The 14,312-nt window shown below is 56.4% G+C and carries 13 protein-coding genes; 10 read left to right on the top strand and 3 right to left on the bottom strand.

Features of this window, described 5'->3' with window-relative positions:
* Nucleotides 1–124: 124 nt before the first annotated feature.
* The 5 genes from rnc to acpS all read left to right on the top strand — a co-directional run bounded on the left by rnc (nucleotide 125) and on the right by acpS (nucleotide 3,615).
* Nucleotides 125–805, top strand: coding sequence for a ribonuclease III (gene rnc, locus AC2FAP_RS20130; RefSeq protein WP_003860711.1), 681 nt, complete (start codon nucleotides 125–127; stop codon nucleotides 803–805).
* On the top strand, nucleotides 802–1,707 hold the full coding sequence (gene era / locus AC2FAP_RS20125) for a GTPase Era (protein WP_485453008.1): 906 nt from the start codon (nucleotides 802–804) through the stop codon (nucleotides 1,705–1,707). Before rnc ends, era begins: the two co-directional genes overlap by 4 nt.
* An 11-nt stretch (nucleotides 1,708–1,718) precedes the next feature.
* Entirely contained in the window at nucleotides 1,719–2,426 is a 708-nt protein-coding gene (gene recO / locus AC2FAP_RS20120) for a DNA repair protein RecO (protein WP_014171211.1), read from the top strand.
* Nucleotides 2,427–2,503: 77 nt separating this feature from the next.
* Nucleotides 2,504–3,235 carry a pyridoxine 5'-phosphate synthase gene (gene pdxJ / locus AC2FAP_RS20115; RefSeq protein ID WP_014171210.1) on the top strand — a complete coding sequence of 244 codons (732 nt, stop codon included), beginning with the start codon at nucleotides 2,504–2,506 and terminating at the stop codon, nucleotides 3,233–3,235.
* Nucleotides 3,235–3,615, top strand: coding sequence for a holo-ACP synthase (gene acpS / locus AC2FAP_RS20110; protein ID WP_014171209.1), 381 nt, complete (start codon nucleotides 3,235–3,237; stop codon nucleotides 3,613–3,615). Before pdxJ ends, acpS begins: the two co-directional genes overlap by 1 nt.
* On the opposite strand, the gene AC2FAP_RS20105 is transcribed toward acpS, so the two are convergent.
* Together AC2FAP_RS20105 and AC2FAP_RS20100 are read right to left on the bottom strand one after the other, a co-directional pair.
* The gene (locus AC2FAP_RS20105) at nucleotides 3,612–3,872 is read right to left on the bottom strand and encodes a YfhL family 4Fe-4S dicluster ferredoxin (protein ID WP_020883006.1); all 261 of its coding nucleotides are present in this window, start codon (nucleotides 3,870–3,872) and stop codon (nucleotides 3,612–3,614) included. The two genes, acpS and AC2FAP_RS20105, sit on opposite strands and share 4 nt — an antisense overlap.
* Before the next feature lie 56 nt (nucleotides 3,873–3,928).
* Nucleotides 3,929–4,777: a MurR/RpiR family transcriptional regulator gene (locus tag AC2FAP_RS20100; RefSeq protein ID WP_014171207.1), complete on the bottom strand. Its 849-nt coding sequence runs from the start codon at nucleotides 4,775–4,777 to the stop codon at nucleotides 3,929–3,931.
* Between the two features lie 118 nt (nucleotides 4,778–4,895).
* On the opposite strand from AC2FAP_RS20100, the gene murQ reads away from it, so the two are divergent.
* From murQ to tadA, 4 genes are read left to right on the top strand one after another with little or no spacing between them, the layout of a single operon-like run.
* Nucleotides 4,896–5,789, top strand: a complete 894-nt coding sequence (gene murQ / locus AC2FAP_RS20095; protein WP_014171205.1) for an N-acetylmuramic acid 6-phosphate etherase — start codon at nucleotides 4,896–4,898, stop codon at nucleotides 5,787–5,789.
* A gap of 11 nt (nucleotides 5,790–5,800) precedes the next feature.
* A complete protein-coding gene (locus tag AC2FAP_RS20090; protein ID WP_449541463.1) occupies nucleotides 5,801–7,162 on the top strand; it encodes a PTS transporter subunit EIIC in 1,362 nt (453 codons plus the stop codon).
* 3 nt (nucleotides 7,163–7,165) lie between these two features.
* Nucleotides 7,166–7,801, top strand: coding sequence for a phosphatidylglycerophosphatase C (gene yfhb, locus AC2FAP_RS20085; protein WP_020883009.1), 636 nt, complete (start codon nucleotides 7,166–7,168; stop codon nucleotides 7,799–7,801).
* Between the two features lie 24 nt (nucleotides 7,802–7,825).
* Nucleotides 7,826–8,365 carry a tRNA adenosine(34) deaminase TadA gene (gene tadA, locus AC2FAP_RS20080; RefSeq protein WP_020883010.1) on the top strand — a complete coding sequence of 180 codons (540 nt, stop codon included), beginning with the start codon at nucleotides 7,826–7,828 and terminating at the stop codon, nucleotides 8,363–8,365.
* Here the strand turns inward: tadA and mltF are convergent.
* Nucleotides 8,253–9,803 carry a membrane-bound lytic murein transglycosylase MltF gene (gene mltF / locus AC2FAP_RS20075; protein WP_014171200.1) on the bottom strand — a complete coding sequence of 517 codons (1,551 nt, stop codon included), beginning with the start codon at nucleotides 9,801–9,803 and terminating at the stop codon, nucleotides 8,253–8,255. The two genes, tadA and mltF, sit on opposite strands and share 113 nt — an antisense overlap.
* A 267-nt stretch (nucleotides 9,804–10,070) precedes the next feature.
* Here mltF and purL point away from each other — a divergent pair, with 267 nt between their 5' ends.
* The gene (gene purL / locus AC2FAP_RS20070; protein ID WP_196087459.1) at nucleotides 10,071–13,958 is read left to right on the top strand and encodes a phosphoribosylformylglycinamidine synthase; all 3,888 of its coding nucleotides are present in this window, start codon (nucleotides 10,071–10,073) and stop codon (nucleotides 13,956–13,958) included.
* The last annotated feature ends 354 nt before the right edge of the window (nucleotides 13,959–14,312 follow it).

Here is a 14,312-nt window from a genome sequence, read left to right as displayed (position 1 = left end):
ATAGAATATTCCCCCGAAGTTTAAGGTTGGCCCTGCAAGGGTGCCACGGCACACGAAACCGCGTTGGTCTTCTCAGGTCGGTTTCGTGTGCTGCATTTTTGACGCATTCATTTACTGGTATCGCATGAACCCCATCGTAATTAATCGGCTTCAACGGAAGCTGGGCTACACTTTTCATCATCAGGAGTTGTTGCAACAGGCATTAACCCACCGCAGTGCCAGCAGCAAGCATAATGAGCGCCTCGAGTTCCTGGGTGACTCTATTTTAAGTTTCGTGATCGCGAATGCGCTTTATCATCGTTTCCCACGTGTGGACGAAGGTGATATGAGCCGCATGCGCGCGACGCTGGTTCGGGGTAATACCCTGGCGGAAATCGCTCGTGAATTTGAACTGGGCGAATGTCTGCGACTTGGGCCGGGTGAACTGAAAAGCGGCGGCTTCCGTCGTGAATCTATTCTTGCCGACACGGTCGAAGCATTAATTGGTGGTGTGTTCCTGGACAGCGATATTCAGACCGTAGAAAAGCTGATCCTTAACTGGTATCAAACCCGTCTGGACGAAATCAGTCCGGGCGATAAACAAAAAGATCCGAAAACGCGTCTGCAGGAATATTTGCAGGGTCGCCACCTCCCGCTGCCATCCTATCTGGTGGTGCAGGTGCGGGGCGAAGCGCACGATCAGGAATTTACCATCCATTGCCAGGTCAGTGGCCTGAGTGAACCGGTGGTCGGCACAGGTTCTAGCCGTCGTAAGGCTGAACAGGCTGCCGCCGAACAGGCGTTAAAAATGCTGGAGCTGGAATGAGCCAAGAAAAAACGTATTGCGGGTTTATTGCCATCGTCGGACGTCCGAACGTTGGCAAATCTACCCTGTTGAATAATCTGCTTGGGCAGAAAATTTCCATTACTTCCCGTAAGGCGCAGACCACGCGTCACCGCATCGTCGGTATCCACACGGAAGGCGCCTATCAGGCGATCTACGTTGATACCCCGGGCCTGCACATGGAAGAGAAGCGCGCCATCAACCGCCTGATGAACAAGGCTGCGAGCAGCTCGATTGGCGACGTAGAGCTGGTGATTTTCGTGGTGGAAGGCACCCGCTGGACGCCTGACGACGAAATGGTGCTGAACAAACTGCGCGACGGTAAAACGCCGGTGATCCTTGCGGTCAACAAAGTGGACAACGTGCAGGAAAAAGCCGATCTGCTGCCGCACCTGCAGTGGCTGGGAAGCCAGATGAACTTCCTTGATATCGTCCCGCTGTCTGCCGAGACCGGTCTGAACGTCGATACCATCGCAGGCATCGTGCGCAAACATCTGCCGGAAGCGATTCATCACTTCCCGGAAGATTACATCACCGATCGTTCTCAGCGCTTTATGGCCTCTGAGATCATCCGTGAAAAACTGATGCGTTTCCTTGGCGCGGAACTGCCGTACTCCGTAACGGTTGAGATTGAACGTTTTCAGACCAACGAACGCGGCGGCTATGACATCAACGGCCTGATCCTCGTTGAGCGCGAAGGGCAGAAGAAGATGGTGATCGGCAACAAAGGTGCCAAGATCAAAACCATCGGCATTGAAGCGCGCAGAGACATGCAGGACATGTTTGAAGCCCCGGTTCACCTTGAACTGTGGGTGAAGGTGAAATCAGGCTGGGCCGATGATGAGCGTGCATTGCGCAGCCTCGGTTACGGCGACGACGTCTAAGACTGAACATCGTGGATGGATGGCAGCGTGCCTTTGTCCTCCATAGCCGTCCGTGGAGCGAGACCAGCCTTATGCTGGACGTTTTCACGGAAGAGTCGGGCCGTGTGCGCCTTGTTGCTAAAGGCGCACGTTCCAAACGCTCCGGCCTGAAGGGCGCCTTACAGCCTTTCACTCCGCTGCTGGTACGCTTCGGCGGGCGTGGGGAAGTCAAAACCCTGCGCAGTGCCGAAGCCGTCTCTCTGGCGCTCCCCCTTTCTGGTATCACGCTGTACAGCGGTCTCTATGTCAACGAACTCATCTCACGTGTTCTGGAGCATGAGACTCGCTTCTCTGAACTTTTCTTTGATTACCTGCACTGTATCCAGGCGCTGGCCGGCGCAACCGGTACGCCCGAACCTGCCCTGCGTCGTTTTGAGCTGGCGCTGCTTGGACACCTGGGCTACGGGGTCGATTTTTTGCATTGTGCAGGGAGCGGAGACGAGGTAGAGGATGCGATGACCTATCGCTACCGTGAAGAAAAAGGCTTTATCGCCAGCGTCGTGATAGATAACAGCACCTTTACCGGGCGACAGCTTAGAGCGCTGTATGCGCGCGAGTTTCCCGATCAGGATACCCTTCGCGCAGCAAAACGCTTTACCCGGATTGCGCTCAAGCCGTATCTTGGCGGCAAGCCCTTAAAGAGCCGCGAATTGTTCAGGCAGTTTATGCCGAAACGTTAACGTATCAGACCCTCGCTCCAGCCCTCTCATTGAGGGAGAGGGAGGCAGGGACACGAACTAAAATACCGAGGATTGTCATGGCTGAATTACTGTTAGGCGTCAACATTGATCACATCGCCACGCTGCGTAATGCACGCGGCACGGCTTATCCCGATCCGGTTCAGGCGGCGTTCATCGCTGAGCAGGCTGGCGCCGATGGCATTACCGTTCACCTGCGTGAAGACCGCCGTCATATTACCGACCGCGATGTGCGCATTTTGCGTCAGACGCTGGACACCCGCATGAACCTGGAGATGGCGGTCACGGAAGAGATGCTGACGATTGCCTGCGAGACGAAGCCGCATTTCTGCTGCCTGGTACCGGAAAAACGTCAGGAAGTGACCACCGAAGGGGGCCTGGACGTGGCGGGTCAACGCGACAAAATGCGTGATGCCTGCAAGCGTCTGGCTGAGGCAGGTATCCTGGTCTCTCTGTTCATCGACGCCGATGTAGCACAGATCAAAGCGGCTGCCGAAGTGGGCGCGCCCTATATTGAAATTCATACCGGCTGTTACGCTGATGCGAAAGACGAAACTACGCAGGCCAAAGAGCTGGAGCGTATCGCCAATGCGGCCACCTATGCCGCGAGCCTGGGTCTGAAAGTTAACGCCGGGCATGGCCTGACCTACCATAACGTCAAGGCTATTGCAGCCCTGCCAGAAATGCATGAGCTGAATATCGGCCACGCTATTATTGGCCGTGCGGTAATGAGTGGCCTGAAAGAGGCGGTCTCAGAAATGAAACGCCTGATGCTGGAAGCGCGTCAGTAATGGCTATTCTGGGCTTAGGCACCGATATCGTTGAAATAGCCCGCATTGAAGCGGTGATCGCCCGTAGCGGCGATCGTCTGGCACGACGCGTGTTGAGCGATAACGAATGGGCCATCTGGGAGACGCATCAGCAGCCGGTACGTTTTCTGGCCAAGCGCTTTGCCGTCAAAGAGGCGGCAGCCAAAGCCTTCGGCACCGGTATTCGTAACGGTCTGGCGTTTAACCAGTTTGAAGTGTTTAACGATGAGCTGGGTAAACCGCGCCTGCGTTTATGGGGTGAGGCGCAAACGCTGGCAGAGAAACTCGGCGTAAATCACATGCATGTTACGCTCGCCGATGAACGCCACTACGCCTGCGCGACGGTGATTATCGAAAGTTAAAGTTTGTCCGCGTGATGCAGCAGGACAAATTTATCCCAAAGCTGCTCTTCGCTCTCGACGTGTGCCGGATCTTTCAGGATGGTATTGGGGATTGGGCACACTTTCTGACAGGTCGGCGTTTCGTAGTGGCCGATGCATTCAGTGCAGCGGTCGCTGTTAATCTCATAAATGCTCTCGCCCATCGAAATCGCCTGGTTCGGGCATTCCGGTTCGCACATATCGCAATTGATGCATTTTTTGGTGATTAACAGCGCCATCAGGAAATTCTCAGAAACAACACAAACAGGGCGGGCATTATACGCTCATTACCTGTTCAAACCAGTTTTTTTACCAGCTCTTCACTGTGCCGGATACGCTCTGGCGCGTGTTCCAGATCCTGTTGCACCAGGGCCATAAACAGCAGGTCGGTCAACATCATTTGCGCACTTGTCGAGGAGATCGCCGCGCTGCGCGTGGCCTGCTCTTCCGCGATAGTATATAAACAGCGCGTAGCCCGCTGCTGCAGCGCGTTGGGAGTAAACCCGGTGATGGCCAGAATCTTACCGCCTACGCGTAAGGCTTCATCGGTAGCCATATTGATCTCGCGGCGTTCGCCGGAATAGGAGATCGCCAGCAGCAGATCGTTAGCATCCATCGCCTGCACGGTCGCCAGCAGGGCGTGCATATCCTGCTCGACAATGGCGTTGTAACCTATTTTTGTCAGCTTCCAGCCAAAGTTACGTGCCACCAGTCCGGACGCTCCTATCCCGGTCAAAATAATACGTCGCGCTGCACGCAACATCGCCACGCTTTCCAGTAATTTTTCTTCGGTATTCACATCAAGGGTGGCATGCATGGCCGCGACATTCTCTTTGATGAGCTTCTCTCCCACCAGACGCATCGGGTCATCGCCACGAATCTGATTATGCACCGGCATCGACTGCGGGTTGGGGTTACTCACCAGGGCTTCGCTAATCGCCAGCTTGAGAGCCGGGAAGCCTTTAAAGCCAATCTTCTGGGCAAATTTCACCACGCTCGACTGACTCACTCCGGCCTCACTCGCCAGCTGCTGCGAGCTGAGATGGCGGGCATGGTCGGGCTGAGAGAGCAGAAAATCCGCCAGCTTTTTATCGCTTTGAGCAAAGCCTGCATAACGCTGGCGAATGCGAATTAAACAGTTCATAGGTTCTCCTGGCGAAATTGTGATTGTCTGCGCAAATACGAATTTTGCTCGCCTGAATGAATTTTATATTCCATTATAGTGAGATTATTATGAATTAAAAATTCTTGAGGTACAAAAGATGAATCTTGGCTCACTTGTTTCTGAAACGCGTAACCCACAAACCATGGATCTGGATGCGCTCAGCACCCTGGAGCTGGTTAACCGTTTTAATCAACAGGATACGCTGGTCGCGCAGGCAGTGAAAGAGACATTACCGGAGGTGGCGAAAGCCGTCGATGCGGCGGCGGAAGCACTGAAGGCCGGTGGTCGCATTATCTACATGGGCGCCGGAACCAGCGGGCGTCTTGGTGTGCTGGATGCCTCTGAATGTCCGCCAACGTTTGGTGTGCCGCACGGTCTGGTGGTCGGGTTGATTGCTGGCGGCCCTGGCGCGCTGCTGAAAGCCGTGGAAGGGGCGGAAGACAACAAACAGCTCGGCGAGGATGACCTGAAGGGGCTAAATCTGACCGCTCAGGATCTGGTTGTTGGGCTGGCGGCATCCGGGCGCACGCCGTACGTTATCGGCGGTCTGGAGTATGCCAACAAGACGGGCTGCACCACGGTGGCGATTTCCTGCAATCCTGGCTCGCCGATTGCGCAGGTTGCTGCTATCGCTATCTCTCCGGTTGTCGGCCCGGAAGCGTTAACCGGCTCTACGCGCCTGAAATCCGGCACCGCGCAAAAGCTGGTGCTCAACATGATCTCCACTGGCGCGATGGTGAAGTTTGGCAAGGTTTATCAGAACCTGATGGTGGATATGCAAGCGACCAACGTCAAGCTGGTGGACAGAGCCTGCCGTATGGTCATGGAGGCGACGGGAGCAAGCCGCGAAGAGGCGGAAGCGGTACTGAAACAAACCGATCACGATGTTAAACCGGCCATTCTGATGATCCTGAGCGGACTGGACGCTGCGGCCGCCAGAGCAAGGCTCAATGCCCATAACGGGTTCTTACGGGCGGCATTAGAAAACTAACAGAGGCGTGTATGGACAAAACAGCAGCGCTCGCCAGCGATATCCTGCAGGGGATCGGTGGGGAAAAAAATATTCAGCGTCTGGAAAACTGCATGACGCGCGTGCGCGTCGAGGTACATAACGACGAGCAGCTTGATGTGCCGCGTCTGAAGCAGCTTTCCGGCGTGAGTGGTTACGTTAAACAGGGGCAACAGCACCAGCTGATTGTCGGGCCGGGAAAGGCGGCGCAGGTTGTGGATGCCATGCGTGCGCTGATGGTCGGCGGCGAAAGCGTGGCGATCGATGACGTCGAACGTACGAAGGCGCAGGCAAAGGCCCGATACAAAGCCCCCATGAGCGATGCGCTGCGACAACTGGCCAACGTCTTTATTCCGCTGATCCCGGCGTTTATTGCCTCTGGCTTAATCACCGGGATCATCAATATTCTTAAGCGTCCGGATATCGTAGGGGACTTCGCGACCCAGTATCCTAATTTATTAGGCATTCTCGGGATTTTCGGCAGCGCCGTGTTTGCCATTATGAACATTCTGGTGGGGGTCAACACCGCGAAGGTCTTTGGCGGCTCGCTGGCCATGGGCGGGGTGATGGCAGGTATTCTGTCCAGCCCACAACTGGCGCAGATAACCCTGTTTGGTGAGGCGCTCCAGCCTGGCCGCGGCGGGGTGATTGCCGTGCTGCTGGTGGTCATCCTGATGTGCTGGTTCGAGAAGAAACTGCGCACCCTCCTGCCTGGATCAATTGAGCTGATCCTCAATCCACTGTTAACGACGTTGATCACCGGCAGCGTGGCTATTGTGGCGTTGCAACCGCTAGGTGGCTGGATCTCTGAGGCCATCGCCCATGGCGCATCGCTGGCTATCGATCGCGGCGGTCTGTTAGTGGGTGCCGTGCTGTCAGGCACCTTCTTGCCGCTGGTACTGACCGGTCTGCATCAGGGGCTGGTGCCGATCCACGTCGAGCTGGTGCAGGCGCACGGTTACAACGCGCTGCTGCCCATCCTGTCGATGGCTGGCGTGGGGCAGGTCGGGGCGGCGATTGCCGTACTGATGAAAACCCGCAACGCGCGGCTGAAAAAAGTGATCAAAGGTGCGCTCCCGGTCGGATTACTCGGAATTGGCGAGCCGCTGATTTTCGGCGTCACGCTGCCGCTGGGGAAACCGTTCCTCGGTGCTTGCCTGGGAGGGGCGGTAGGCGGAGCGCTGATTAGCTACTGGAAAGTGGCAACGGTGATCACCTTCGGGATCTCCGGGCTGCCGCTGGCGCTCACCATCGTGACCGGAAAAGTTATGCTCTATCTGTTAGGCTATCTGGTAGCGGTGATCGCCGGGTTCCTGTTTACCTGGCTGTTAGGATTCAACGATCCAGAGGAGTAAGGTTTGGCAAATCACGAGCGTCGCGTTGTTTTTTTCGACCTGGACGGTACGCTGCATCAGCAGGATATGTTTGGTACGTTTATGCGCTACCTGCTGCGGCGTCAGCCTTTGAATGCGCTGCTCGTATTACCTCTCTTACCCGTAATTGGCATTGCGCTGCTGCTAAAAGGCCGGGCAGCGCGCTGGCCAATGAGCCTGTTGCTCTGGGGCTGTACCTTTGGACGCAGCGAAGCGCGGCTTAAACAGCTTCAGCAGGATTTTGTGCACTGGTTTCGCGGGCATGTGACCGCGTTTCCGGTTGTTCAGGCAAGGCTCACCAGCTATCTCGACGCGAACGATGCCGACATCTGGTTGATTACCGGATCCCCGCAAGCGCTGGTGGAACAGGTCTATTATGATACCCCGTGGCTGCCGCGGGTGAATCTTATCGCCACGCAAATTACCCGCGGGTACGGCGGATGGGTACTGACCATGCGCTGCCTGGGACATGAAAAGGTGGTGCAACTGGAGAAGCGAATCGGTACGCCACTGCGTCTTTACAGCGGCTACAGCGACAGCAAGCAGGACAACCCGCTGCTCTATTTTTGCCAGCATCGCTGGCGCGTCACGCCCGCAGGCGAACTTCAGCAACTCGAATAGTCTTATCTATAGCGGGTGTGTATAATGCCGCCCGCTTTTAGACTGGAGTATCAACCGTTGTGCAACCCTGAACGCGATCATGAATACTGGATGCGCCATGCGCTTACGCTTGCCCAGCGCGCCTGGGACGAGGGGGAAGTGCCCGTGGGTGCTGTGCTTGTTCACAATAACCAGGTGATAGGGGAAGGGTGGAACCGCCCGATTGGCCGTCACGATCCGACTGCGCACGCTGAAATCATGGCCCTTCGTCAGGGCGGAATGGTGCTGCAAAACTATCGTCTGCTTGATACCACACTGTATGTCACGCTTGAGCCGTGCGTTATGTGTTCCGGCGCGATGGTGCATAGCCGTATCGGCACGCTGGTCTTTGGCGCGCGGGATGAAAAAACCGGAGCGGCCGGTTCGCTGATGGACGTACTGGGACACCCGGGTATGAACCACCAGGTGCAGACTATCGGTGGGGTACTTGCACCAGAGTGTGCGGGGCTATTAAGTGATTTCTTTCGAATGCGCCGTCAGCAGAAAAAGCAACAAAAGGCAGAATTGAAGTTGTCGGGCGAGTAAGTTCGTCCGGTGCCACCACCGGATAACTCTGGGCCAGCTGATTTGCCTCTGCCGCCTCTTTTTCCTTCTCCAGCAGATAACCCACCAGGCTAATCTGATATTTACGGATATTTTCCACGTAGGCGTAGGCTTCATGCCCGCGCGCGTAACCGTAGGTCAGCTTGTTGTACCACGGCTTCTGGCTCAGCAGCGGCAGGCGCTGTTTTACGTCTGACCAGCTGTCCGGGTTACCTTTCGTTTTCGCCGTCAGCGCGCGCGCGTCAAGCATGTGCGCGTAACCCATGTTGTAGGCTGCCAGCGCAAACCAGATCCGTTCCTCTTCAGGCACCGTCTCCGGCACTTTGCCCATCATATCCTGCAGATACCGTGCGCCGCCGCTGATGCTCTGTTCTGCATCGGTGCGGTCGGTCAGCCCAAGGCTCTGAGCGGTATTTTTAGTGAGCATCATTAAGCCGCGAACGCCAGTGGGCGAGGTGGCCTGAGTATCCCAGTGGGATTCCTGATAAGAGATCGCTGCCAGTAATCGCCAGTCGATCTCCTGGGCATACTTCTCAAATAACGGCTGCAGGTCTGGCAGCACGCTATCGACCGCGCGCAAGAAGCTTCGGGTGTCGACGTAATCAAAATCGTCACCGTGGCCGAGGTATTTCTCTTCCAGACGCGCCAGCGTACCGTCTTCATTGATGGTGTTGAAGAAATCGAGCATCGCCGCAGAGAGGGTCTGATCGTCATCAAGCTGGCTAAACCAGGTCACCGGCTGTTCGTCTGTCACGTCCAGCGCCACCGCGATTTCGGGGTGCACGCGCTGGAAAAGGCTGATCGCGACCGAATCAGCGATGGTGTAGGGCAGTTTTTTATCTTTTACCTGGTCCAGCAGCTCAGTCGTACCGAGCTTAGGATCAACGGTCCAGCTCAGGTCCGGGAATTTCTTCTCCTTGAGCTCACGCAGATCGTCAATCACGACGTGACCCGGGGCGATGGTCAGCTGTTGTGCATTAATCGCGGCCAGCGTTCGCGGGCGCAGGCTCCCGACCCGGTAGACCAGCTGTTGCGAAACGGAGTAGTAGGTTGGGCCTGGCTGATAGTTCTTGCTGCGCTCGCTGTTGTACACCAGCCCGGCCGCAAGGATATCGGCATCGTTGTTATCCAGGTCATCAAACAGCTGGCTGATATTCTGACGGACGGTAATTTTGAGCTTCACGCCAAGATAGTCGGCAAACTGCTGCGCCAGTTCATAATCCAGGCCAATCGTTTTGCCGTTAATGTCGCTGTAAATCAGCGGCGAGTTGAGGGTACTGACGCGCAATTCCCCCCGCTCCTGTATGGCGGCGATACGGTTTTCGGCTTTACCGAACCAGGGGATGGAAGGCCAGAGGGCCACTGCCAGCAGCAACGTTACAATGCCGATGAGCAGATAATTAATCTTTAATTTTTTCAATTAGTTAATTCTCTGCGACGCCGGGTGCCTCAGTATGCTGTAGCCATGTTAAGAATAAGGTTTGCCATTGAATGAGCGGCATTTTGCGTAAAGTTACGCCACTTGGCAACAAATTAGAGAGAGAGGTCACATCTATTGTTAAACGTAAACGTTGATTTTATTTCGACGCAAACGGTTTCGTCGACGCTCAGGATTCTCTATAATGACGCCCGTTTTCCCCCCTTGCGCACACTGTAAGCGCCCCGGCGCTTCGAAGACGAGAGACTTATGATGGAAATTCTGCGTGGTTCGCCTGCACTGTCTGCCTTCCGTATCAATAAACTGCTGGCACGTTTTCAGGCAGCCGACCTTCCGGTAAGCAATATTTACGCTGAGTATGTCCATTTTGCTGACCTGAATGCACCCCTGAATGCAGAGGAGCGAGTACAGCTGGAACGCCTGCTCAAATATGGTCCAAGCCTGAGCAGCCATACGCCAACCGGCAAACTGATCCTTGCGACGCCTCGTCCAGGCACCATCTCCCCCTGGTCTTCCAAAGCCACCGACATCGCCCACAACTGTGGTCTGAACCAGATTAACCGTCTGGAGCGCGGCGTGGCGTACTACGTTGAAGCCTCTACCCTGACCGATGCGCAGTGGCAAACCGTTGCCGCTGAGCTGCACGACCGCATGATGGAGAGTGTCTTTGCCTCTCTGGACGATGCGCAGAAACTCTTCTCCCACCATCAGCCTGCGCCGGTACAGAGCGTCGATTTGCTGGGGCAGGGCCGTCAGGCGCTGATTGACGCCAACCTGCGTCTCGGTCTGGCACTGGCAGAAGACGAAATTGACTACCTGCAGGATGCGTTTGTTAAGCTGAACCGCAACCCGAACGACATCGAACTTTACATGTTCGCTCAGGCAAACTCTGAGCACTGCCGTCACAAGATTTTCAACGCCGACTGGATTATCGACGGTGAAGAGCAGCCGAAGTCGCTGTTCAAAATGATCAAAAACACCATGGAAAAAACGCCTGACCACGTGCTGTCTGCCTACAAAGACAACGCCGCGGTGATGGAAGGTTCTGAAGTGGGCCGCTTCTTCGCCGATCGCGAAGCAGGGCGCTATGATTTCCATCAGGAGCCGGCGCATATTCTGATGAAAGTCGAAACGCATAACCACCCGACGGCGATCTCGCCGTGGCCGGGTGCGGCGACCGGGTCTGGCGGGGAAATCCGCGACGAAGGCGCAACCGGACGGGGGGCTAAACCAAAAGCCGGTCTGGTCGGTTTCTCCGTCTCCAACCTGCGCATCCCGGGCTTTGAACAGCCGTGGGAAGAAGATTTCGGCAAGCCGGAACGTATTGTGACCGCGCTGGATATCATGACCGAAGGCCCACTGGGCGGGGCGGCGTTCAACAATGAATTTGGACGTCCTGCGCTGAACGGTTACTTCCGTACCTACGAAGAGAAAGTGGAGAGCCACAACGGCGAAGAGCTGCGCGGCTATCACAAACCGATCATGCTGGCTGGCGGGATCGGTAACATTCGCGCCGATCACGTGCAAAAAGGCGAGATCGTAGTTGGTGCGAAGCTGATCGTTCTGGGTGGCCCGGCAATGAACATCGGCCTGGGCGGTGGGGCTGCATCCTCTATGACCTCCGGTCAGTCTGATGCGGATCTCGATTTTGCATCCGTACAGCGTGATAACCCGGAGATGGAACGCCGTTGCCAGGAGGTCATTGACCGCTGCTGGCAGCTGGGTGATGCCAACCCCATCCTCTTTATTCATGACGTAGGCGCGGGCGGTCTGTCCAACGCCATGCCGGAGCTGGTCAGTGACGGTGGTCGTGGCGGTCGTTTCAACCTGCGCGACATCCTGAGTGATGAGCCAGGCATGAGCCCGCTGGAAATCTGGTGTAACGAATCCCAGGAACGTTATGTTCTGGCCGTCGCTGCCGATCAGTTGCCGCTGTTTGACGAGCTGTGCCGCCGCGAGCGTGCCCCGTATGCCGTCATCGGTGAAGCGACCGAAGCGCTGCACCTGTCCCTGAGCGACACCCATTTCGACAACCAGCCGATCGATCTGCCGCTGGACGTGCTGCTTGGCAAAACGCCGAAAATGACCCGCGACGTTGAGACCCGTAAAGCAGCTGGCAAAGCGCTGGATCGTCAGGGCATTACCGTGGCTGACGCGGTCAATCGCGTTCTGCACCTGCCGGCCGTGGCGGAGAAAACCTTCCTGGTCACCATCGGCGACCGTACCGTGACCGGTATGGTGTCGCGCGATCAGATGGTTGGCCCGTGGCAGATCCCGGTGGCTAACTGTGCCGTCACCACCGCGAGTCTCGACAGCTACTACGGTGAAGCGATGGCGCTGGGCGAACGTACCCCGGTCGCTCTGCTGGACTTCGCCGCGTCTGCTCGCCTTGCCGTTGGTGAAGCGCTGACCAACATTGCCGCAACGCAGATTGGCGACATTAAACGTATCAAACTTTCCGCGAACTGGATGGCCGCAGCGGGCCACCCGGGCGAAGATGCGGGCCTGTATGAAGCCGTGAAGGCGGTGGGGGAAGAGCTCTGCCCGGCACTTGGCCTGACCATTCCGGTGGGTAAAGACTCCATGTCGATGAAGACCCGCTGGCAGGAGGGTAACGAGCAGCGCGAGATGACCTCTCCGCTGTCGCTGATCATCTCCGCGTTTGCCCGCGTAGAAGACGTGCGCCATACCGTGACGCCACAGCTGGTGACTGAAGATAACGCCCTGCTGCTGATTGACCTGGGTAAAGGCCATAACGCGCTGGGAGCGACCGCGCTGGCGCAGGTTTATCGTCAGCTGGGTGATAAGCCGGCAGATGTGCGTGATGTGGCGCAGTTAAAAGGTTTCTACGACGCCATCCAGGCCCTGGTGGCACAGCGTAAACTGCTGGCCTACCACGACCGTTCCGACGGTGGCCTGCTGGTTACTCTGGCTGAGATGGCCTTCACCGGCCACTGCGGCGTTGAAGCGAACATCGCGACGCTGGGCGAGGATCGTCTGGCGGCGCTGTTTAACGAAGAGCTGGGCGCGGTGATTCAGGTGCGTGCCGCAGATCGTGACGCGGTTGAAAGCGTACTGGCTCAGCACGGCCTGGCAGACTGCGTGCATTATCTGGGTAAAGCCGTGCAGGGCGACCGCTTTGTCATTGAAGCGGATGGCCACGCGGTGTTCAGCGAGAGCCGTTCTACCCTGCGTATGTGGTGGGCTGAAACCACCTGGCAGATGCAGCGCCTGCGTGACAACCCGGAGTGTGCCGATCAGGAACACAACGCGAAGGCTAACGACAACGATCCTGGCCTGAACGTGAAGCTCTCCTTCGACATCAACGAAGATATCGCCGCGCCGTACATTGCGACCGGCGCGCGTCCGAAAGTGGCCGTACTGCGTGAGCAGGGCGTCAACTCCCACGTTGAGATGGCTGCTGCCTTCTACCGTGCGGGCTTTGATGCCATCGACGTTCACATGAGCGACCTGCTGGCCGGGCGTACCGGTCTGGAAGATTTCCAGGCGCTGGTCGCCTGCGGTGGTTTCTCTTACGGCGACGTGCTGGGTGCAGGTGAGGGTTGGGCGAAGTCCATCCTCTTCAACAGCCGTGTCCGCGACGAGTTTGAAACCTTCTTCCACCGTCCGCAAACGCTGGCGCTGGGCGTATGTAATGGTTGCCAGATGATGTCCAACCTGCGCGAGCTGATCCCCGGTAGCGAAGCCTGGCCGCGCTTTGTGCGTAACCAGTCTGACCGCTTTGAAGCGCGTTTCAGCCTCGTGGAAGTGACCCAAAGCCCGTCTCTGCTGCTGCAGGGCATGGTAGGGTCGCAGATGCCAATCGCCGTTTCCCATGGCGAAGGCCAGGTTGAAGTGCGCGATGCAGCTCATCTGGCTCAGCTTGAAAGCAAAGGCCTGGTGGCGCTGCGCTTTGTCGATAACTTCGGCAAGGTGACAGAATCCTACCCGGCTAACCCGAACGGTTCGGTGAACGGTATCACTGCGGTGACCAGCGAAAGTGGTCGTGCGACCATTATGATGCCGCACCCGGAACGTGTGTTCCGTACCGTGAGCAACTCCTGGCACCCGGAAAACTGGGGCGAGGACAGCCCGTGGATGCGTATCTTCCGTAATGCGCGTAAACAGCTAGGTTAAGCGTACCGCTACTCCCACAGCAGGCCCGGTGCGCGAAAACGCCACCGGGCTTTTTTGTGCCTGTCGCAAAACCGCGACAATCCGCTATTCGTGGTGTCTCCAAAAGGAGACATTTAACTCATTGAATTGTATAGAGTGTGATGGGTTGTCGTTAAGGTGTTGCTTTTTAGCGACACTTAGCCTGGAAATCATTCAGCTGGCAATTAACGGCATAATTGCATAAAATAGTTAAATATCAACAAGATAATTTATTGTTTTGCATTATGGCACGAGTGTTGCATAATATTAATCAGTGGCTCATTCACCTTCTTATGTCAGCCCCTTCGGGACGTGCTACATAAACTTCGAATGACG

The sequence above is a fragment of the Enterobacter cloacae complex sp. 394I7 genome, assembly GCF_057320345.1.
The sequence above is the reverse complement of the archived record's forward strand: the minus strand, read 5'-3'. Positions and strand labels throughout refer to the sequence as shown.